The 20489-nt window shown below is 62.9% G+C and carries 22 protein-coding genes; 9 read left to right on the top strand and 13 right to left on the bottom strand.

Annotated elements, in window-relative coordinates:
* Positions 1 to 18: 18 nt before the first annotated feature.
* The 3 genes from ribB to ACMGE0_RS12870 all read right to left on the bottom strand — a co-directional run bounded on the left by ribB (position 19) and on the right by ACMGE0_RS12870 (position 5492).
* Complete coding sequence (gene ribB / locus ACMGE0_RS12880) at positions 19 to 1119, bottom strand: 3,4-dihydroxy-2-butanone-4-phosphate synthase (RefSeq protein WP_436816253.1); 1101 nt, start codon at positions 1117 to 1119, stop codon at positions 19 to 21.
* Positions 1120 to 1129: 10 nt separating this feature from the next.
* A complete protein-coding gene (gene aroC, locus ACMGE0_RS12875; protein ID WP_436816252.1) occupies positions 1130 to 2227 on the bottom strand; it encodes a chorismate synthase in 1098 nt (365 codons plus the stop codon).
* Between the two features lie 136 nt (positions 2228 to 2363).
* Positions 2364 to 5492, bottom strand: coding sequence for a bifunctional diguanylate cyclase/phosphodiesterase (locus tag ACMGE0_RS12870; RefSeq protein WP_436816464.1), 3129 nt, complete (start codon positions 5490 to 5492; stop codon positions 2364 to 2366).
* Between the two features lie 332 nt (positions 5493 to 5824).
* Between ACMGE0_RS12870 and ACMGE0_RS12865 the strand changes: the two genes are divergently transcribed.
* Positions 5825 to 6085 carry a DUF1344 domain-containing protein gene (locus tag ACMGE0_RS12865; protein ID WP_436816251.1) on the top strand — a complete coding sequence of 87 codons (261 nt, stop codon included), beginning with the start codon at positions 5825 to 5827 and terminating at the stop codon, positions 6083 to 6085.
* Between the two features lie 48 nt (positions 6086 to 6133).
* Here ACMGE0_RS12865 and ACMGE0_RS12860 read toward each other — a convergent pair whose 3' ends face one another.
* The 4 genes from ACMGE0_RS12860 to ACMGE0_RS12845 all read right to left on the bottom strand — a co-directional run bounded on the left by ACMGE0_RS12860 (position 6134) and on the right by ACMGE0_RS12845 (position 9627).
* The gene (locus ACMGE0_RS12860; protein WP_436816250.1) at positions 6134 to 6721 is read right to left on the bottom strand and encodes a histidine phosphatase family protein; all 588 of its coding nucleotides are present in this window, start codon (positions 6719 to 6721) and stop codon (positions 6134 to 6136) included.
* A 25-nt stretch (positions 6722 to 6746) separates the two neighbouring features.
* On the bottom strand, positions 6747 to 7565 hold the full coding sequence (gene fabI / locus ACMGE0_RS12855) for an enoyl-ACP reductase FabI (RefSeq protein WP_436816249.1): 819 nt from the start codon (positions 7563 to 7565) through the stop codon (positions 6747 to 6749).
* Positions 7566 to 7715: 150 nt separating this feature from the next.
* Entirely contained in the window at positions 7716 to 8873 is a 1158-nt protein-coding gene (locus ACMGE0_RS12850) for a DnaJ C-terminal domain-containing protein (RefSeq protein WP_436816248.1), read from the bottom strand.
* A 298-nt stretch (positions 8874 to 9171) separates the two neighbouring features.
* On the bottom strand, positions 9172 to 9627 hold the full coding sequence (locus ACMGE0_RS12845; RefSeq protein ID WP_436816247.1) for an RT0821/Lpp0805 family surface protein: 456 nt from the start codon (positions 9625 to 9627) through the stop codon (positions 9172 to 9174).
* A gap of 60 nt (positions 9628 to 9687) precedes the next feature.
* On the opposite strand from ACMGE0_RS12845, the gene pdxH reads away from it, so the two are divergent.
* Together pdxH and ACMGE0_RS12835 are read left to right on the top strand one after the other, a co-directional pair.
* Positions 9688 to 10308, top strand: a complete 621-nt coding sequence (gene pdxH / locus ACMGE0_RS12840; protein ID WP_436816246.1) for a pyridoxamine 5'-phosphate oxidase — start codon at positions 9688 to 9690, stop codon at positions 10306 to 10308.
* Positions 10309 to 10376: 68 nt separating this feature from the next.
* Positions 10377 to 10688, top strand: coding sequence for a helix-turn-helix domain-containing protein (locus tag ACMGE0_RS12835; RefSeq protein WP_436816245.1), 312 nt, complete (start codon positions 10377 to 10379; stop codon positions 10686 to 10688).
* A 1-nt stretch (position 10689) separates the two neighbouring features.
* On the opposite strand, the gene ACMGE0_RS12830 is transcribed toward ACMGE0_RS12835, so the two are convergent.
* The 3 genes from ACMGE0_RS12830 to ACMGE0_RS12820 form a co-directional block, all read right to left on the bottom strand.
* Entirely contained in the window at positions 10690 to 11031 is a 342-nt protein-coding gene (locus ACMGE0_RS12830) for a type II toxin-antitoxin system RelE/ParE family toxin (protein ID WP_436816244.1), read from the bottom strand.
* Positions 11032 to 11033: 2 nt separating this feature from the next.
* The gene (locus ACMGE0_RS12825; protein WP_436816463.1) at positions 11034 to 12074 is read right to left on the bottom strand and encodes a polysaccharide deacetylase family protein; all 1041 of its coding nucleotides are present in this window, start codon (positions 12072 to 12074) and stop codon (positions 11034 to 11036) included.
* A 107-nt stretch (positions 12075 to 12181) separates the two neighbouring features.
* Positions 12182 to 12973, bottom strand: a complete 792-nt coding sequence (locus ACMGE0_RS12820) for a sulfite exporter TauE/SafE family protein (protein ID WP_436816243.1) — start codon at positions 12971 to 12973, stop codon at positions 12182 to 12184.
* A gap of 127 nt (positions 12974 to 13100) precedes the next feature.
* On the opposite strand from ACMGE0_RS12820, the gene ACMGE0_RS12815 reads away from it, so the two are divergent.
* Complete coding sequence (locus ACMGE0_RS12815) at positions 13101 to 13409, top strand: pyrophosphohydrolase domain-containing protein (RefSeq protein WP_436816242.1); 309 nt, start codon at positions 13101 to 13103, stop codon at positions 13407 to 13409.
* Positions 13410 to 13653: 244 nt separating this feature from the next.
* Here the strand turns inward: ACMGE0_RS12815 and tldD are convergent, their stop codons facing one another.
* The 3 genes from tldD to ACMGE0_RS12800 all read right to left on the bottom strand — a co-directional run bounded on the left by tldD (position 13654) and on the right by ACMGE0_RS12800 (position 16307).
* Positions 13654 to 15069 carry a metalloprotease TldD gene (gene tldD, locus ACMGE0_RS12810; protein WP_436816241.1) on the bottom strand — a complete coding sequence of 472 codons (1416 nt, stop codon included), beginning with the start codon at positions 15067 to 15069 and terminating at the stop codon, positions 13654 to 13656.
* Between the two features lie 81 nt (positions 15070 to 15150).
* On the bottom strand, positions 15151 to 15645 hold the full coding sequence (locus ACMGE0_RS12805; protein ID WP_436816240.1) for a YcxB family protein: 495 nt from the start codon (positions 15643 to 15645) through the stop codon (positions 15151 to 15153).
* Between the two features lie 44 nt (positions 15646 to 15689).
* Positions 15690 to 16307, bottom strand: coding sequence for an invasion associated locus B family protein (locus ACMGE0_RS12800; protein WP_436816239.1), 618 nt, complete (start codon positions 16305 to 16307; stop codon positions 15690 to 15692).
* Positions 16308 to 16480: 173 nt separating this feature from the next.
* Between ACMGE0_RS12800 and ACMGE0_RS12795 the strand changes: the two genes are divergently transcribed.
* The 5 genes from ACMGE0_RS12795 (at position 16481) to ACMGE0_RS12775 (ending at position 20489) form a co-directional block, all read left to right on the top strand.
* The gene (locus ACMGE0_RS12795; protein WP_436816238.1) at positions 16481 to 16645 is read left to right on the top strand and encodes a hypothetical protein; all 165 of its coding nucleotides are present in this window, start codon (positions 16481 to 16483) and stop codon (positions 16643 to 16645) included.
* A gap of 73 nt (positions 16646 to 16718) precedes the next feature.
* Positions 16719 to 17603 carry a cytochrome c oxidase subunit II gene (coxB, locus tag ACMGE0_RS12790; RefSeq protein ID WP_436816237.1) on the top strand — a complete coding sequence of 295 codons (885 nt, stop codon included), beginning with the start codon at positions 16719 to 16721 and terminating at the stop codon, positions 17601 to 17603.
* An 18-nt stretch (positions 17604 to 17621) separates the two neighbouring features.
* Positions 17622 to 19325: a cytochrome c oxidase subunit I gene (gene ctaD / locus ACMGE0_RS12785; RefSeq protein ID WP_436816236.1), complete on the top strand. Its 1704-nt coding sequence runs from the start codon at positions 17622 to 17624 to the stop codon at positions 19323 to 19325.
* Between the two features lie 70 nt (positions 19326 to 19395).
* Positions 19396 to 20352: a heme o synthase gene (locus ACMGE0_RS12780; protein WP_436816235.1), complete on the top strand. Its 957-nt coding sequence runs from the start codon at positions 19396 to 19398 to the stop codon at positions 20350 to 20352.
* Positions 20352 to 20489 (top strand): cytochrome c oxidase system small membrane protein, encoded by a 138-nt coding sequence (locus ACMGE0_RS12775; RefSeq protein WP_143531670.1) that lies wholly within the window; start codon positions 20352 to 20354, stop codon positions 20487 to 20489. The genes ACMGE0_RS12780 and ACMGE0_RS12775 overlap by 1 nt, the downstream gene beginning before the upstream one ends.

The raw sequence follows: 20489 nt of genomic DNA, 5'->3' as shown, positions 1-20489 counted from the left end.
AATGCAACTACTGGATGCTCAGCAGATCACCGTCTCGGCGATCTTGATGCCGAAACCTTCGAGGCCGACGTAATGACGCTCGCTGCGGGTGAGCAGCTTGATCGAGGTGACGCCGAGATCCTTCAGGATCTGGGCGCCGAGGCCGATTTCCAGCCATTCGCTTTCGCGCGCCTGGGCTTCGGCATGCGCTTCCTGATCCTGACGCAGCTTGCGTCCATGATCCTTTTGGCCGACGCCCACCGAGCCCTCGCGCAGGTAGATGATGACGCCGCGTCCTTCCTCCTCGATCTTCGCCATGTATCGGTCGAGGGGGCGGTAGGCGCCGAACACGTCACGGGTGACGTTTTCGAGATGCAGGCGGACCGGAATGTCGACGCCGTCGCGGATATCGCCGAAGATCACCGCCACATGCTGCATCGGGTCCCAGGGCAGCGAATAGGCATGCGCCTTCGCCTTGCCGTGGGGCGTCTCGACGTCGAAGCTCGACTGCAGCTCGATCAGGGTTTCCTTGCGCTGGCGATAGGCGATGAGATCGGCGACGGAAACCTGCTTCAGTCCGTTCTTGACCGCGAAGTCGGCGACCTGCTGACCGCGCATCACGGTGCCGTCGTCGTTGACGAGCTCGCAGATCACGCCGACCGGCGGGAGATTGGCGAGCCGGCAGAGATCGACGGCCGCTTCCGTATGGCCGGAACGCATCAGCACGCCGCCTTCGCGGGCGATCAGCGGGAAAATATGACCCGGACGGACGAAATCGCTCGGGCCGACATTCGGATTGGCGAGGTTGCGGACGGTCAGCGTCCGGTCATCGGCGGAAATGCCGGTCGTCGTGCCGTGCTTGAAATCGACCGTCACCGTGAAGGCGGTGGTGTGTGCACTGTCGTTTTCCGCCACCATGGCATTGAGGTTCAGCCGCTTGGCCTCCTCGCGCGGCATGGGCGCACAGACGATGCCGGACGTGTGGCGAACGATGAAGGCCATCTTGTCGGGCGTGCAATGCACGGCGGCGACGATCAGGTCGCCTTCGTTCTCGCGATCGTCGTCATCGGTGACGACGACGATTTCGCCGGCTTCGAAGGCGCGGATGGCGTCGACGACGCGCTTCTGGTCATAGGCCATGGATCAGTTCCTAAAGAATGCGCCCGGTTTGTGCCCGGTGGCGCAGATAATGATCGGCGACCGCGCAGGCAACCATCGCCTCGCCGATCGGCACGGCGCGGATGCCGACACAGGGGTCGTGGCGGCCCTTGGTGCGCACTTCGACATTGTTGCCGTCCGCATCGATCGAGTGTCGTTCGGTGAGGATGGAGGAAGTCGGCTTGATCGCAAAACGGGCGACCACGGCTTCCCCGGTCGAGATGCCGCCGAGGATGCCGCCCGCGTGGTTGGAGAGGAAGATCGGCCTGCCGTCATTGCCCATGCGCATCTCGTCGGCGTTCTCCTCGCCGGAAAGTTCCGCCGCGGCAAAACCGTCGCCGATCTCGACGCCCTTCACGGCGTTAATCGACATCAGGAGCCCGGCGATATCCTGGTCGAGCTTGCCGTAGATCGGCGCGCCGAGACCCGCCGGCACGCCTTCGGCCACCACTTCCACCACCGCGCCGATCGAGGAGCCGGCCTTGCGGATCGAATCCAGATATTCCTCCCAGACCGGCACGACCGCCGCATCCGGCGAGAAGAACGGGTTCTGGCCGACCTGTTCCCAATCCCAGTTGGCGCGATTGATCTTGTGCTTGCCGATCTGGATCAGCGCGGCGCGAACGTTGAGGTCCGGCACGACCTTGCGGGCAAGCGCACCTGCCGCCACGCGTGCCGCCGTCTCGCGGGCGGAGGAACGGCCGCCGCCGCGATAGTCGCGGATGCCGTATTTCACGTCATAGGTATAGTCCGCATGGCCGGGGCGGTAGCGGCGGGCGATCTCGCCGTAATCCTTGGAGCGCTGGTCGGTATTCTCGATCAGCATGGAGATCGGCGTCCCGGTCGAGATCATCGTCTCGCCGTCCTCGTCCATCATCACGCCGGAGAGAACCTTGACGATGTCGTCTTCGCGGCGCTGCGTCACGAAACGCGACTGGCCGGGCTTGCGCTTGTCCATCCAGGCCTGGATTTCCGCGTGGGTGAAGCGGATGCCGGGCGGGCAGCCGTCGACCACGCAGCCGAGCGCCGGACCGTGGCTTTCGCCCCAGGTGGTGACGCGGAACAGGTGACCGAACGTATTATGCGACATGGCAGTAAAAAACCGGCTGTGGCGAAGCCGGCCTCCTGCCAGCTCCTGACGCGGTTGTCATATGGAAAAGGTCGCCGGGCGACAAGCTTTTCTTGCGCAAACGGGTACGCCTCGCGGGCGAAAGGCGGGACGACCCTTATGCCGCCGCCTTCCGCCAGCCGACGCGTGCGGCCTCCGTGAAATCCTTGAAGGAGAGCGGCCGGGAGAAGGCATAGCCCTGCAGGAGGTCGCAGCCGAGTTCGCGGAGCAGGCTGGCATGCTGCATCGTTTCGACGCCTTCCGCCACGGTCTCGACGCCGAGCGACCGGGCGATGTCTATGATGGAGCGGACGAGCGCGCGCTCCTGCGGCGAATTGACGATCGGCATGACGAGCTGGCGATCGATCTTGAGCCGCTTCGGCTTCAGCCTCAGAAGGCTGACGATCGAGGTATGGCCGGTGCCGAAATCGTCGATTTCGATATCGATGCCGAGTTCCTTGATGCGTTCGAGGTTTCCGGCCGCCGAGGCCTCGCTCTCGTCGAGGAAGATCGATTCCACCAGCTCGAAGGAGATTTCGCCGGGCGCGATCTTCAGGGCTTTCAGCGTGTCGATCAGCGTCTCGTCATGCAGCCGCTTCGACGAGACATTGACGGAAACCTTGGGAACCGTCACGCCGAGCGCTGCCCAGCGCAGCTTGTCCTTCATCACGGTTTCGAGCACGATCTGGTCGAGCGCGGCCGAGACGTTCAGGTCCTCGGCGATCTTCAGGAACCGGTCGGGGGCAAGCACGCCATGATGCGGATGGTTCCACCGGATCAGCGCCTCGACGCCGGTGAACTCGCTGGTGCGGGCACAGAATTGCGGCTGGTACCAGGTCGTGAATTCACTGTTGTCGATACCTGCGAGGACCTCGTCGGCGGTCCGCTTCTGGCTGACGATCTCGGCCTGCAGATTCTGCGTGAAGAATTCGTACCGGTTGCGGCCCATGCCCTTCGCCCGGTAAAGCGCGATATCGGCGTTGACCAGCATGCGGCGGGCATCGATGTTCAGGCCGCTCGCCTGGGCAATGCCGATCGAGACGCCGCAACGGCAGGAAAACCCCTCGAAATCGATCGGCTGGTGGAATTCCGCGATAATGCGCTGGGCAAGCTGCGCCATCTGTTCGGCGCTGGAATTGCCGGTCGCGAGGATGACGAACTCGTCGCCGCCGATGCGCGCGACCACGTCCGTGCTGCGCACGTTGCGCGACAGGATGCGCGAGGCATGCACCAGCATGGCGTCGCCCGCCGCGTGACCGAGCGTATCGTTGATCTGCTTGAAGCGGTCGAGATCGAGATGCAGGATCGAGAACTTCTGCCGCTCGTTCTGGCTGGAGCGCGACAGCCGGTCGAGCTCCATGTCGAGCTTGCGGCGGTTGGCGAGCAGCGTCAGCGGGTCGTGCAGCGCATTGTGTTCGATACGGCTCTTGGCGAGCTCGAGCTCGGCATTCTTGGCATCCGCCTCGTCCTTGGCCGCCTTGAGCTGCTGGGTGAGGATCGCGTCCTGGGTGATGTCGAAGGCGATGCCCACCACTTTCTTGGTTCCGTCGCGGGTCGTGTGCAGCTTGCCGATCGAACGGATGTAGCGGGTCGATCCATCCGGCTGCGGAACGCGCGCGACGAGCGGATCCGGCCGGAAGGTATCGTTGAAGTGATAGGAGTTCCGCTTCGCGAGATACCGGTCGTCGGGATGGATGAGATCGATCCACTGCTCGGCCCGGACGACGCCGTCGGTGAACGGAATGCCGTGCAGCTGGCACATGCGTTCGTCCCAGTTCTCGATATGCGTGACCGGATTGGATTCCCATATGCCGCAATTGGAGGAAGCGAGCGCAAGGTCGAGTTTGGTCGAAAGCTCTTCCAGCTCCTGTTCGCGGTTCGACAGCTCGTCGAGAGCGAGTTCGAGCTCGGCATTCTTGATATCCGCGTTCTCCTTGGCATTCCGGAGCGTCTGCGTCATCACCATGTCCGCCGTCACGTCCCAGACGATGCCGGTGGTGCGGTGGCTGCCGTCGGCGTTGCGGTAGCTCGCGCCGGCGGACCTCAGATATCGCAGGGCACCGTCCGGAAGCTGGACGCGATAGACTTCGCTGCAAGCCGTATTGCTGCAGGTGCAGTTGAAGAAATGCGTCTCCGCCGCGGGCCTGTCCTCCGGATGGATCGAGTTCAGCCAGTCGTCGAGGCGGTTGCCCTCGCCGTCGGAAGCCTTGCCGTGCAGCCCGGCGGCGCGCTTGTCCCAGAAGAGATGGCTGCTGTCGCCGGTCACCTCCCAGATGCCGATATTGGAAGCCTCCATGGCGAGATTGAAGCGCTGCGACAGATCGATGAGATTGAGTTCGCGCGCCTTCAGTGCCGCGATATTGCGGTTGCGCTCGGTGATCAGCGAGGTCGCGACGAAGATCGGCAGGATGACCGCGAGCCCGGCAAGCGCGATCGACAGGCGGAAGCGCAGCTGGTTCGGCGGCGCCACGTCCCAGCCGGATCGGGGAGCGGCGAGCAGGGTCCAGTTGCCGCCCCTGACCGGTACGGCCCATTTCATCGGAGACTGATTCTCGATCGAATCGTCGCCGTAGAAGGCGAAGTATTCGGGCTTGTCGGCGTCGCGCAGGACCACGTTCAGCCAGCCGAGATCGATGAGGTTCTGCGTCGTTGTCGTGTTCGACGAGAAGGTGACGCCGGAGGCTTCCATGAGCCCCTCTTCGTCGAGGAGGATGGCGATCGCGCCCCAGAGGGCTGCGCCGTCGCCTTCCTTCGGCACGGGCATGACCAGCGTCAGGTGGTCTTCCTGGGAGCCGCTCAGCAGCGACGCCCGATTGCGACCGCCGACCGATTTCAGGTCGTTTGCGAGACGGGGGAGGTCGATATTGCCGGTCGTCCCCGATGCGCCGCGGGCGACGCCTTCGCGCGTGATCACCTGGGCGAGGTCGAAATCCGGCGCGACCGCAACGGCAAAGAAATGTTGCCCGTAGCGAAACTCCTTGTCGACGGAGCGCTTGAAGTCGTCCGGCGAGATCTTTGCATCTTCCGTCAAGGCATGGACAAGGCGATCGGCGACGGCGATATCGGCTTCTATGCGGGAGACAAGCCGCCGCGCCAGGAGGCCCGCCACCCTTTCCGTCGTCGCTCTGAGCTCGCCGCGATAATCATTGGTGTTGTGCCGGTCGAGGAGCACGCCGATGGTAATCACCGCCAGCGCGATGACGAATGCGATCGCTGTCGGCGCCTTGGGGTTCCGGAAAAGGCGCAGAGATTTTGAAGCGGGCGGAAGCCAGAATTTCAATCGCGCAAACCTTTTCGTTAACCTCTGTGACGTCGGAAAAAGCCTATTGGAAGGGGGTTAATTTCCGATTGCACTGCAGCCGGTAAATTTGATAGCCATTTGTTGTGCGGAAATACTTGGCAAGGGTTGGGAAATTCGAGCGCTGCAACCGCAGGATGGCGCTAGGCTTTTGAAAAGTGTTAATAATTAGACCTTCACTTATACTCAAAATGTCATGGTCACGGGCGATTTTCGCCACAATCTGGGGGCTATCTGTGCAACGAAACGAGACAACATCGATCTCATCGAAGGCCCCGACCATGCGTATCCTGATCGCAGCTCTGCTCGCCACGGCCAGCATCTTTTCGCCCCTCAACAGTTGGGCGCAAAGTGCCGACGTGGAGGCTACGATCAAGACCGTGGACGTGAAGTCGCTCAGCCTGACGCTCGACGACGGAAAGATCTATAAAGTGCCCGAAGAGTTCAACTTCGAGGGGCTGAAAGCCGGCGTCAAGGTGCTGGTCTTTTACACGGTCGTGGACGGCAACCGCGTCGTGGATGATCTCGAGATCGTCCAGTAGTTCAAAAGAATTAGCAAAGTATAATTTAGAATACGTGATGGCGGCGCGTTAAAGCCATTCCATCCGGCTATGGTCCGTATCGATCCTGAGGATACGGTCCTGCGGCGTGGGGGCCGCCGCCGCTTCGTCTTCGGGAAGGTCGCCGATCAACCGGAAGAGCGAGCGGATCACCCCGCCATGGCTGATGCAGACGGTCGGACCATCGACGGATTGCAGCCATGCGCCGATCCGCCAGCAGAGGATCTCATAGCTCTCGGCCATCGCGCCCGGCGGGATGAAGCTCCACTTCTCCCCCGCCCGGGCGGTGAGCCTGTCCGGCGACGTACAGGCGATCTCCTCAAGCGTATGGCCTTCCCAGTCGCCGAAGGAGAGTTCCTTCAGCCGCTCGTCGGTACGGTAGGCGAGCGGATCGAGTCCCATGGCGGCACGCAGCCGCTCCATGGTTTCGCGGGTCCGCGAGAGGGGGCTCGCGATGAACGAGAAATCCTCCGCCGTGCCGATCATGCCGCGCAGCCGCTCGCCGTTGCGGGTGGCTTGCGCCCGGCCGAGCGCGTTGAGGGGAGTATCCTTCTGGCCCTGAAGCCGTCCCTCGGCATTCCAGTCCGTCTGCCCGTGGCGGATCATGTAGATGAGCAAGGCGGACGTTCCTGGAAGCTGATCATCAGTCTTTGATGACCGAAATGTCCGGCGCGTCGACGGCTTTCATGCCGACGACATGATAGCCGCTGTCGGCATGGTGCGTCTCGCCGGTGACGGAGCGCGAAAGGTCGGACAGCATATAGAGCCCCACGTCGCCCACCTCCTCGATCGTGACGGTGCGGCGCAGCGGCGCGTTGTATTCGTTCCACTTGAGAATATAGCGGAAATCGCCGATCCCGGACGCGGCAAGCGTCTTGATCGGGCCGGCGGAGATCGCATTGACGCGGATGTTCTTCGGGCCGAGATCGACCGCCAGATATTTCACGCTCGCTTCGAGCGCGGCCTTGGCGATGCCCATGACGTTGTAGTTCGGCATGACCTTTTCCGCGCCATAATAGGTCAGCGTCAGCATCGCGCCGCCGTCGGTCATCAGCTTCTCCGCCCGCCGCGCGACGGCGGTGAAGGAATAGACGGAAATCTGCATGGTCTTGGCGAAATTGTCCGCCGAAGTATCGATGTAGCGGCCGGTCAGTTCGTCCTTGTCGGAAAAGCCGATCGCATGCACGAGGAAATCGATCTTGCCCCAGTGCCTTTCGAGGTTTTCGAAGACCGCGTCGATGGTCGATTCGTCGGCGACGTCGCAATGGCCGGCCATATAGGCGCCGAGTTCGGCGGCCAACGGTTCGACCCGCTTCTTCAGTGCGTCACCCTGATAGGTGAACGCGACTTCTCCGCCTTGGCTGTGAATGGCCTTGGCAATGCCCCATGCGATGGAACGGTTGTTGGCAACGCCCATGATGATGCCACGTTTGCCTGCCATGAGGCCGGAAGCCTGAGCCATACATAGTCCCCTGAAACTTAGACGAATGTTGCCTATGGCATAGGCGGCCCAAGGGTTCAAGCTGGCTTGGATCATCTCGTGTTAGAGGTCGTAACAAAGGGTGCGCGCCGGTGAAAACCGACGCACAACTGTCATATTCGGCCGTTTTCCTCAGACATAAAGCCCGTGGCGCATGTGCCGCATCAGGTCGGTGACCTTCTCGTTCGGCTTTTCCCACAGGATAATCCTGAGCTCGATGACGAGATCGCCGCGGCTGCCGGCATCGTCGAAGAGGCCGAGGCCGTTCAGCCGGATCGTCTGGTCTGAGCCCGACCATGCCGGAATGGTGATGCTGCGGTTGCCCTCCGGCGTCTCCACCGCCGCTTCGGCGCCGAGCACCGCATCCTCCAGCGAGATCGGCAGGATCGTGTGGAGGTCGAACCCCTCGGCCCGGTAACGGGCGTCGCGGGCGATCTTGATCGTAACGAGAAGGTCGCCGGCCTTCATGCCGGGAACCTTGAGGCCCTGGCCCTTGAGCCGCACCACATGGCCTTCCGTCGTGCCTTTCTCCAGGGCGAAGCGCACTTCCCGCTCGTCCGCCAGCTTGACGGTGATCCAGCTCTGCTTCAGCAGGTCGTCGATAGTGACCTCCGCGTCGATGGAAAGGTCCGGTGCCTTTTCGGGAGCCGGTGCGGTGCCGCGCAGCCGGCGCACGAGCGAGGCGACAAGGTCGATGGCCATGGCCGGCAGGGGGGGCTTCTCTCCCGCCGGGTCGGCCTTCCCCGTTTCGGCAGAATCACCGGCGGCATGCGTCTGGGCCTTCGTCTGGCCTTGCGCCTTCGCCTGTTCGGCGGCGGCCGCTGCCCCGAAAATGCGCTCGATCATGTCCTCCGGCGTCTCTCCTGCATGACCCGGCTGGCCTTGGGATTGCCCCTGTGAGGATTGCCCTTGAGAAGATTGGCCCTGAGAAGACTGGCCTGGGGACTGGCCTTGGGTTTGGCCGCGCTGCGCATTGGCACGCGCCAGTTCCTCCATGACCTTTTCGGCATTCGCCTTGGCGGCCTTGGCGCGTTCTGCCGCCTCGCGGGCGGCCTGGCGCTGCTGCATGATGGTCTGCTGCATTTCGGCGGCGCGGTCGTAGCGCTTGCGGCGCTCCGGGTCTTTCAGGACCTCGTAGGCCTGGCCGACTTCCGCAAAACGGCTCGCCGCGGACGGATCGTCCTGGTTGTGATCGGGATGGACGGTCTTCGCCTTGGAGCGCCAGGCCGCCTTGATTTCATCGGCGTCGGCATTGTGCTTCACGCCCAGAACAGAATAGGGATCACGCATTGTGGGACCACCGGTTAACCTGAAGCGGCGGGCCTCGCTCGATCCTTGGGCCCTCCGATACGCATCACAACTCGACAGCCGCTCGCCGGTTCCTCATGATCGGCGGGCAGTCCGTCTGCTCGGGAAAATACCTAGGTCAGAACTCCTGAATCAGGAGTTACATCGAAAGCCTCAGCACTCGTTAAGGTAAAGAAAGCGTTTCGAGCCCGGTTGCGGGGGGTGCGGGAACGTTTTCCCACCCGCAATTGCACCGAAAGAGAGAATGCGCTTCTGCTTTTTCGGAGAAGAGGGAAGAGCCCTATTGCCTGTCGAAGGCGGTCAGCATCCAGTCGCCGCTGCCGGTCAGGCAGGCCTGGCCGGAAAACATCGCGATGCCTTCGTAGGAGTGCCGCGTGGTCATGAAGTCGCGGCAGATATGCCCCTCGTTGCGGGCCTCGCGGATCTGCGAGACGACGCCGGCGCTGCCCGTGGCGGTATTCGCCCAGGGAAGGGAAGCGTTTCCGAGCCTTTCGAGATCGGCGGAGGTGACGGCGTTGCGCACCGTCGTCTCGTCCGAAAGCGTCGCGCCCGTGTGCTGCGGCGCGCCGGGCACGGTGCCGGTCGAGATGTTGCGGTCGACCTTTTCCGCACTGCCGAAGAGATCGAGGCTGCTGGTGCAGCCGGCAAGCGAAAGGCCGACAAGGCAGACGGCGGCGCGCCTGCCGAGCAAAAGTAATCCCTTTGTGCGGCTTTTCGACTTTGCTATCACGTCCACTAGTTTCCTGTCCGTCAACGAGTCACGGGCAATCATCAGATTGGGAGTATTTAAGTCAATATGTCCGAAAGCGGGTTAACAACTGGTGACTTCACGGAAGAGAACGAACCCTTCGCGCTGTTCGGCGCCTGGCTCAAGGAAGCGGAGCGCACCGAGCCCAACGATCCGAACGCGGTCGCGGTCGCAACCGTCGACGAGCACGGCATGCCGAACGTCCGGATGGTTCTCTTGAAGGGCTACGACGAGCACGGTTTCGTCTTCTATACGAATTTCGAAAGCCGGAAGGGCCGCGAAATCCTCGGCCAGAAGAAGGCGGCCATGTGCTTCCACTGGAAATCGCTGCGCCGGCAGGTTCGCCTGCGCGGAGAGGTGGAGGTGGTGAGCGACGCGGAAGCCGATGCCTATTACGCGTCCCGTGCCCGCGGCAGCCGGATCGGCGCCTGGGCGTCGAAACAGTCGCGCCCGCTGGAAGGCCGCTTCGCGCTCGAAAAGGCGGTTGCGGAATATACCGCCAAATATGCGATCGGCGAGATCCCGCGTCCGCCTTACTGGTCCGGTTTCCGCATCAAGCCAGTGTCGATCGAGTTCTGGCACGACCGCCAGTTCCGCCTGCACGACCGCATCGAGTTCCGCCGCGCGGTTCCGGGCGGACCCTGGGAAAAGGTCAGGATGTATCCGTGACGTTGCGATCTTGACCGGTCATCCATTTGTGTATAGGTTATACGAAATTCCGTATAAGCGAGTGAGTGATGGAACGCCTGGCTTTTGACAACATTTTCGAAGCGGTTACCGATGATCCGATCGAAGCGGCCGATCTGCGGTTTCGCTCGGACCTTCTGACGACGCTCGTTGCCATTTTTGAAGACCGGAAATGGAAGCAGTCGGATATCGCCACGGCTCTCGATATTCCGCAGCCGCGGGTCAGTGAACTGATGCGAGGGAAAATCCAGCTTTTCTCGGCTGACAAATTGATCGGTTACCTTGCGAAGCTCGGTGTTCGACTGAGGCCCTCATTCAGTGCCGAGCACCGGGTTGTCTGCGACGTCATCGAGGCCGCCTGATTCACTTGCGGCTTTTAACGATTTGCATCATCGTCTTGTGACGGTCCTGAACGGTCTCCATTGCCTTCCGGTCCACGCCGTTCGTCGTTTTGGTGAAAGCGTGGAGAATGAAGACCGTATCGAGATATTTGGCGCAATAGACCGCGCGATAGGCCGGGCTGCCGTTTTCGATGAGTTCTACAACGCCGTTCCCGATACCCTTCAAATGTTTGAAGTCTGAGAGAGGCGAAAGCCCCTCCTGAACGCGTTGAAGGTCGTTGGCGAATTGGATCTGGATATCCTTCGGAAGCTCCTGAAACGCCTTCTTGGCGGACGAATTCACGAACTCAAAGAATTTTGCCATGTCTACCGCCCGATCGAGAAGGGGATTCCCGAGGCCAGCGCCGAAACGTAGCGCGGCTGCTGGTAGTAACCGTTGAGCGAGATGCGCGGCAGGCCGGTAAGCCGGTTTGCGTGTTTTTCGCCAAGCGTGCCGGGCTGCGTCGTCACCGCGGCCGAGAAGCCGAGTTCCCCGGCGATCGTCGTGTCGCGCTCGGAAACCGCCTGCGGCGTGCCGTAGGGATAGGCGATCGATCGGGGGCGCTCGCCGGTCAGCATCTCGATATAATCCGCCGATTGCCGCATTTCTTCGCGCGCCTCCTCCGCCGAAAGGCGGGCGACCGCCCGGTGGCTTATGGTATGGGCGCCGAGAGAAGCCAGCGGATGCGCCGAGAGCGCCCGAAGTTCCCGGGCATCCATGGTGAGGTCGGCGGTGATCTTCAGCGGATCGACGCCATGCCTCCTCGCCATCGCATCGATGCGGGAAACGGCACTCGCCTCGTCGGTCATTCCGACGTAATGGGAGATGCGGTCGAAAGCGTCGAACCTTCGGGCTTCGGAAGTCAGGTCCACCGCTTCCGGCCCGTCGCCGAAGTCGAAGGTGACTTCGGGCGCCCGCCCGAGCAGTTCGGCAAGCGTCTCCCACCAGAGCGAATGGGTGCGTTCCGCGAACCCGCGGGTCACGAAGACCGTGAATGGGGCGTTGTGGCGCTCGAAAACGGGCAGCGCATATTCGGCATTGTTCCTGTAGCCGTCGTCGAGCGTGAAGGCGGCGAAAGGCCGCTTCGCCGGGCTCGCGAGACGCGCCGGAACCTCCGTCAGAGGCACGAATTCGTAGCCTTCCGCGGAAAGCCGGTCGATCGCCTCGTTCAGGAAATCCGGCGTGACTTCGAGATGGGCGCTGGGCTGCAGGGGGCGGCTCTTCTTCGGCCGGACATGGTGGAGGGTGAAGATCGCGCCGCGGCCGCGTGCATTCGCCATCATGCCGGCGCGTGCCAGGGCGGCCGCCATGTCGAGCCCGCCGGCGACCAGACGGCGCTTGACGTCGCGGCGCCAGAGCGCCTGCAGCCTCTCCTTGGTGTTCCCCACAGCGATCACGCCCACGTTACTACCGAGTGGCGCGACCCTACTCCCGCACGCGTTAAGCCTTGCTGAAGAAACGGGGGCTGAATTCGTCAGGGGCGCAGCGTATCGAAAAGGGGAAGACCGACGATCGCCGCCATGGCGATCAGCAGGAAGCAGATGCGCCGGAAGGTGCCTTCCGAGGCGACGCCGAAAAGCCGCGAGCCGAGGAAGAGGCCGACCCCGTAACCGGGCCCGGCGATCAGCGCGAGCGCCAGCACTTCGAGCGTCAGCAGGTGGCCGACGACATAGGAAACCGCCGAAATAACGGTGGCGAGCCCGAAATAGAGGATCAGGTTTGCCCTGACCGTCAGCGGCGGGATCGCGCCGCCCAGCCAGTAGGCGACGATCGGCGGGCCGGAAAGCTGGGTGGCGCCGCCGAACAGCCCGGCGATCGCCCCGACCACGATGGTCAGCCAGGTCTTCGGCGTCCCATGGTAGCGCCACCCGGAAATCAGAAAGGCGAGCAGGCAGAGAACGACGATCGAGATGAGCCAGCGCAGCGCCGTCGGCTCGATGACCGCAAGCAGCGCCGTGCCGGCCGGCACGCCGACCAGCGCGCCGATGAGCATCGTGCCCACCTCGCGGCGGTTGGCGCGTCGCCAGCCATCCGGCAGCATGCCGAGCGTCGTGATCCCGTCGATGACCAGCAGCAGGGCAGGAGCGATTTTCGGACCGGCTGCCGCGCTGGCGAGTGGCACGAAGATCAGCGCGCCGCCGAAACCGGAAAACCCGCGCGCCAGCCCCGCGATCAGCGCCGCGAAGAACATGAAGGCGAGTTCGGGCAGCCCGTGTCCGGGAAGCAGGGTTCCCACGAAGGTGGAAAACGGATTTTGGGAGTCCATGGAGAGGCCGTGCGGGGGATTCGAGCGATGGCCCGCACCTGGCGGGATTTGGGCTGCGCTGTCAAGCAAACGCTCTGGACAGCAGCCTGGGAATCATCGTTTCCTGTGGAAACAAAAGGAGAACGACATGCTGGAAAGATTGGCCGGCCGGTTCGAGGCCGCATCCGCCGCCTATGCAGATAACCACGGCATCGCCCGCGACCCCGACTGGTTTCTCCTGAAACTTCAGGAGGAGATGGGAGAGCTCACCCAGGCCTGGAACCGCAAGACCGGCCGCGGCCGGAAGAAGGGGCGGAGCGAGGAGGAGCTTGCGCGTGATCTCGCCGACGAGACCGCCGATCTGCTTGGCCATGTCCTGCTTTTCGCCCGCAGCAACGGGATCGATCTTGCGGCTGCGATCGAACGGAAATGGTTGTTCAGGCTGGCGGGAGATTGAGGGTCAGGCGGCTGTATGGCTTCACCCCCCTCTGCCCTGCCGGGCATCTCCCCCTCAACGGGGGAGATCGGCAAGACGCACGGGCTTGTTTCAATCTCAACCGAAGCAATCTTGGCGGCAGTCGATCGGCTTCGGAGCTGGCGGGGCATTGCTGCTATCCGATCTCCCCCCTTGAGGGGGAGATGCCCGGCAGGGCAGAGGGGGGTGAAGCCGCAAGGGTTTTGCCCCACGATGGAATGGCGTTCTACGCCCTCGTGCCGCCCACCGTCACCTGGTCCATCCTTAAATGCGGCTGGCCGACGCCGACGGGCACCCATTGGCCGGCCTTGCCGCAATTGCCGATGCCGGTGTCGAGTTTCATGTCGTTGCCGACCATGGAGACGCGTTTCATGGCATCCGGGCCGTTGCCGATCAGCATGGCGCCCTTGATCGCCGGACCGATCCTGCCGTTCTCGATCATATAGGCCTCGGTGCAGCCGAACACGAACTTGCCGGACGTGATGTCCACCTGGCCGCCGCCGAAGGAGACGGCATAGATGCCCTTCTTCACCGAGGCGATGATCTCTTCCGGCGTCTTGGTCCCGCCGAGCATGTAGGTATTGGTCATGCGCGGCATGGGCGTATAGGCATAACCCTGACGGCGGCCGTTGCCGGTCGGCGAAACACCCATCAGCCGGGCGTTCTGGCGGTCCTGCATATAGCCGACGAGCCTGCCGTTCTCGATCAGCACGTTGTAGCCGGAGGGCGTGCCCTCGTCGTCGACGGTGATCGAGCCGCGGCGGCTGTCGATCGTGCCGTCGTCGACGACCGTCACGCCGGGCGCCGCCACCATTTCGCCCAGCAGACCCGCGAACGCCGAGGTCTTCTTGCGGTTGAAGTCGCCTTCGAGCCCGTGGCCGACCGCTTCGTGCAGCATCACGCCCGGCCAGCCGGAGCCGAGCACGACGTCCATCGTCCCGGCCGGCGCTTCGATCGCGGTCAGGTTGACGAGCGCCTGGCGGAGCGCCTCGTCGGCGCCTGTCTGCCAGTTGCCTTCCGTCACGAAATCGCCGAAGCCGATGCGGCCGCCGGTGCCGAAGGAGCCCGACTCCTGCCGGTCGCCGTCGCCGACGACGACGGAGATGTTGATGCGCGTCATCGGCCTTATGTCCTGCACGCGATGACCGTCGGCGCGCAGGATGTCGACCACCTGCCAGCTTGCGGAAACCGTGGCGGTCACCTGCCGCACCTTGTCGTCCTTGCTGCGCAGATAGGCGTCGATGTCGGTGAGCAGCTTGACCTTTTCTTCGAAGCTCGGGGATCCGATCGGGTTCTCGTCGCCGTAATATTTCTTGTTGGTGCGCTGCGGCGCTGCCGCATAGGAGCCGGAATAGCCGGCGGTGACGGCGCGCACCGCGTCGGAGGCGCGGGAAAGCGCGGCGGCGGAGAGCTCGCCCGCATGCGCGTAACCGACCGCCTCGCCGGCGACCGCCCGCAGGCCGAAACCCTGGTCGGTGTTGAACGAGCCGCCCTTCAGCCTTCCGTTGTCGAAGGTCAGCGATTCCGCCTGGGCATGCTCCAAGAAAAGTTCGCCGTCGTCGGCGCCGGAAAGAGCCTCGGAAAGGATCGAGCGCAGCTTCGTTTCGTCGCAGTCGAAAAGGTTGAGAAGGTCGGTATTCATGGAATGCTCCTTTGGGCGCTGCGGCAAAAGACGCGGGCTCTCACCCGACCGATGTAGGTCCGGGGAGGGGGCGAAGCAAGCCTATCTTCGAACCGACCGTGAGCTCAAAAAGGCCTGGACCTCCGCCGGCATGGTCTGGCGCGGCAGGATGTTGAACGCGTTCGAGCCGCTGAAGAGCATGAAGGAAAGCGGCCGTTCCCAGATTTCGGTGACGTTCTGCCAGGTGAGGTTTCCGCTGCCGAGATCGGAGGCGATGCCGAAACCTTCCGCATCGACGGTCACATCCGCGCGGCGGTCGGCCATGCGCCTGTAGCGGCTGAATGCGTTGGCGGAATGGGCGCGCCAGACGATGGCGCTGAACAGTGCCGGAAAGCAGGCGACGACGATCGCCAGGACGGCGAGCGTGAGATTGCCCTGGATGATGAGGGCGAGGCAGGCCGCCACCATCAGCACGGCGGCGCCCCATTTCATTCTCTGTTCGCGCACCGTGCGCTGAATGACGAAGGCACGCACCGCATCGCTGACGACCTCGTCGTCGAAACGGACGGGGAAATGATGGCTGCCCTGCAATTCCATGAGCCGTCGTACCAGCGCCGATGTTCTCTTTGTTTATACGCCGTTCAGGGAAGGGCGTCGTAGCCTTCGCCGAAGCCGGTCAGCTCGATCGGAATCCCCACCCTGTCCTGGTCGGCGGATTCACGCAGCGCGAAGACGGCGGCCTTGCCGGCGCGCAGGATGCGCATCAGCTCGTCATCGATCTCGACTTCCACGTAGCAGCCCTCGGAAAAGCAGCGGGTGAAATAGGCGCGGCCGATATTGTTGTTGTCGACATAGAGTTCCATGCCGTCCTTCAGGAGCACGCCGAGCGGCGCCAGGATGCGCAGGATCTTCGCCTTGCGGTCGGCCGTCTTCAGGATGACGACGGAAAGGCCGACCTCCGGACGGTCTTCGGCGATCACGTTCTGCATCAGCGCGCATTGCTCGGTCGAAGCGCCGGCGGGGCGGTCGCAGATGATCGACCACGCGCCGTGGTTCTCGCGGACGTTGCCCGGTGGCTTGGGCGGCTGGGGAGACGGTTGCTGGGCCGGTACCCCGGGTGTGCCGCTCGGTTGCTGAGCCGAGCCCTGCGCCGGCTGTGGCGTCGGACGCGGAGCGGGCTGCTGCGCGAACGCCGGGAGCGACAGGGCCGCCGCGAGCATCACGGCAAGGCTGGCGCGGATCAGGGAGGGACGACCCATGGAGACCTCTGGAAGACGAATCAGTGCGGCTATTCTTGTCGTTCGCCGGGCGAAATGAAAAGCCCCGCCCACTTTCCAGCCGAGTACGGCGAAAATGGGACTCCGAATCCGGCAGGGCATCTCATGCATGCTCTGGAGGGGAAATAGCCGTTTTGCGAACATGAGAGGTTATAATGGTGTGGCCCGAAATACCGAAGACCTCAAAAAATGTGGGACAAATTCTGAAATTCCGCTACGCGGCACCCGCCATTCCGGCCCGATTCCAGGCATTTCCGCGAGGCGCAAAAATGCCGCACGGGCTTTTCCCGCCAGATATTGCGGCGGCAGGCAAACTGTGATTGAAGCAGACCATATAGCTTGGATTCTGCGTTCGGTTTGATCGAGATCAGACGCATGGGGAGAATTGTAGTGATGAACAGAGCTTATGCAGTGATGATGGCGCTCATCTGTCTGCTCTTTGCTTCTGCCGGTTATGCGGATCAGCCGCATCCTTGGCAGCTTGACTTTCAGGCGCCCGCCACGCCGATCATGCACCAGATTCGCTGGTTCAACCATTATACCCTGGTGTTCGTCGTGCCGGTCACGCTGCTCGTCCTGGCTCTGCTGGTCGTCGTCGCCGTGAAGTTCCGCGCCAGCGCCAATCCGGTGCCGTCGCGCACCAGCCACAACACGGCGATCGAGATCATCTGGACCCTCGGCCCGGTTCTCATCCTCTTCTTCCTCGCCATACCCTCCTTCAACCTCCTGAATGCACAGCTCGAAATTCCGGAATCGGACATGACGCTCAAGGCCACCGCCACCCAGTGGCAGTGGAACTACGAGTATGAGGGAACTCCCGCTCCGGTCGCTTTCGACAGCTTCATGCTGAAGGAACCCGATCGCGCAGCCGCCGGCAAGACCGATGTCGCCGCTTATCCGCGCCTGCTCGCCGTCGACAACGAGATGGTCGTTCCGGTCAACAAAACGGTCCGCCTGCTGGTGACCGCGGCTCCCTCGGACGTCATCCATGCCTTCGCGATGCCGGCCTTCGGCCTCAAGATCGACGCCGTGCCGGGTCGTCTCAACGAGACCTGGTTCAAGGCCGAGAACGAGGGCCTTTATTACGGCCAGTGCTCCGAGCTCTGCGGCAAGGATCACGCTTACATGCCGATCGCCATCCGCGTCGTCTCCGAAGACAAGTACAATGCTTGGCTCGCACAGGCCGCGACCGACCTGCCGGGCGCCAATAAGGCCCTGATGGCCGCGGTCGACAAGCCGGCGGGCAACCTTGCCGTCGCGGCAAACGAATCCAAGTAATAAAGAGGAGTGAGGACAATGGCTGGACATTCCGCTCACGACGATCACGCTCATGCCCGCACCTCTCACGATGCGCATGCTCACGACGATCATCACGATCATTCCCATACGCCGGGCTTCGCAGCCCGCTGGTTCTTCTCGACGAACCACAAGGACATCGGCACGCTCTACCTGATCTTCGCGATCATCGCGGGCATCATCGGCGGTCTTCTGTCGGTGGCCATGCGCATGGAGCTGCAGGAGCCGGGCATCCAGATCTTCCACGGCCTGGCCTCGATGGTCTACGGTTTCGAAGGTGATGCCGCGATCGACGGCGGCAAGCACATGTTCAACGTGTTCACCACCGGTCACGCGCTGATCATGATCTTCTTCATGGTCATGCCGGCGATGATCGGCGGTTTCGCCAACTGGATGGTGCCGATCATGATCGGCGCGCCGGACATGGCTTTCCCGCGTCTCAACAACATCTCCTTCTGGTTGCTCGTCCCGGCCTTCCTCCTGCTGATCCTGTCGATGTTCTTCGAAGGTCCGGCGGGTGCTTACGGCGTTGGCGGTGGCTGGACCATGTATCCGCCGCTCGCGACCATGGGGCATCCCGGTCCCGCCGTCGACCTGGCGATCTTCTCGCTGCACGTCGCCGGCGCCTCCTCGATCCTCGGGGCGATCAACTTCATCACCACCATCCTCAACATGCGCGCTCCCGGCATGACGCTGCACAAGATGCCGCTCTTTGCCTGGGCCGTTCTGGTCACCGCTTTCCTGCTGCTCCTCTCGCTGCCGGTGCTCGCGGGCGCCATCACCATGCTTCTGACCGACCGCAACTTCGGCACGACCTTCTTCGCGCCGGAAGGCGGCGGCGACCCGATCCTCTACCAGCACCTGTTCTGGTTCTTCGGCCACCCGGAAGTCTACATCCTGATCCTGCCCGGCTTCGGCATCATCAGCCACATCGTCTCGACCTTCTCGAAGAAGCCCGTCTTCGGTTACCTCGGCATGGCCTATGCCATGGTCGCCATCGGCGCCGTCGGCTTCATCGTCTGGGCCCACCACATGTACACGGTCGGCCTGTCGCTCGATGCGCAGCGTTACTTCGTCTTCGCGACGATGGTGATCGCGGTTCCGACCGGCATCAAGATCTTCTCCTGGATCGCAACGATGTGGGGCGGCTCGCTGACCTTCTCGACCCCGATGGTCTGGGCGATCGGCTTCATCTTCCTGTTCACCGTCGGTGGCGTCACGGGCGTCCAGCTCGCCAATGCCGGCCTCGACCGCTCGCTGCATGACACCTATTACGTCGTGGCCCACTTCCACTACGTTCTGTCGCTCGGCGCGGTCTTCGCCATCTTCGCGGCCTGGTACTACTGGTTTCCGAAGATGTTCGGCTACATGTACAGCGAGTTCGTCGGCAAGCTGCACTTCTGGGTCATGTTCATCGGCGTCAACCTGGTGTTCTTCCCGCAGCACTTCCTCGGCCTTGCCGGCATGCCGCGCCGTTACATCGACTATCCGGATGCATTCGCCGGCTGGAACTACGTTTCGTCGATCGGCTCCTACATCTCCTTCGTCGGCGTGCTGATCTTCCTCTTCGGCGTCTGGGAAGCCTTCGCCAAGAAGCGCGTCGCCGGCGACAATCCGTGGGGCGAGGGTGCGAGCACGCTGGAATGGCAGCTTTCCTCGCCGCCGCCCTACCACCAGTGGGAGCAGTTGCCGCGCATCCGCTAAGCGGCGGACGATATCGACAGAGGGCATCGCGGCATCCGCGGTGCCCTGAAAGAGCAGACAGGACGGTTCAATGACGGTTATCGGCAATCACGACGCACTTGGCACCGATGGAGGCACCCGCCTCTCGGAAGCCAGCGCGCGCGATTTCTTCGAGCTCCTGAAGCCGCGGGTGATGTCCCTCGTCGTCTTCACCGCGTTTGCCGGCCTCATGCTCGCGCCCGGAGAAATCAATCCGGTGCTCGGCGTGATATCCATCCTCTGCATCGCGGTGGGCGCAGGCGCGTCCGGCGCGCTCAACATGTGGTATGACGCCGATATCGACGCAGTCATGAGCCGCACCGCCAGGCGCCCCATCCCGGCCGGCCGCATCCTGCCGAAGGAAGCACTGGCCTTCGGCCTGACGCTCTCGGTCTTTTCGGTGGTCATCCTCGGTCTCGCGGTCAACTGGTTCGCGGCCGGACTGCTCGCCTTCACCATTTTCTTCTATGTCGTCGTCTACACGATGTGGCTGAAGCGCTCGACGCCCCAGAACATCGTCATCGGCGGCGCGTCCGGCGCCTTCCCGCCGATGATCGGCTGGGCCTGTGTCACGGGTGGCGTTTCGCTCGACAGCATCCTGCTCTTCATGATCATCTTCCTGTGGACGCCGGCGCATTTCTGGGCGTTGGCGCTCTTCAAGATGCGCGATTACGGCGCGGTCGGCGTGCCCATGATGCCGAATGTGGCAGGTGAAGCCTCTACCAAGACCCAGATCGTCGTCTATGCGGTTCTGACGGCGGTGACCGCCGTAGCACCCATGCTGACTGGTCTGGTCGGCCTCGGTTACGGCCTCTTCGCCGCCATCCTCGGCGCGATCTTCGTCATCTGTTCCATCGCCGTCCGGCGCATGCCCGACGGCGACGAAAGGATGGTTCCGGCGAAGAAGATGTTTGCCTACTCGGTCTTCTATCTCTTCGCGATCTTCTCGGCGCTTCTCGCGGACCGGCTCTTCGAGGGGCTGCCGAACCTCCTTGGAGGTGTGCTGTGATCGAAACCGTCAAGCTCAGCGAGGCGCAGAGAAAGTCGCGCCGCAACCGCAATATCGCGCTTGGTCTGGTCCTCGCCGGCCTGGTGGTTCTTTTCTACATCATGACGCTGGTGAAAATCGGCGGTCTCGGGAACTAG

Origin of the sequence: Neorhizobium descurainiae, assembly GCF_051400715.1 — a bacterium.
Lineage (GTDB): Bacteria > Pseudomonadota > Alphaproteobacteria > Rhizobiales > Rhizobiaceae > Neorhizobium.
The sequence above is the reverse complement of the archived record's forward strand: the minus strand, read 5'-3'. Positions and strand labels throughout refer to the sequence as shown.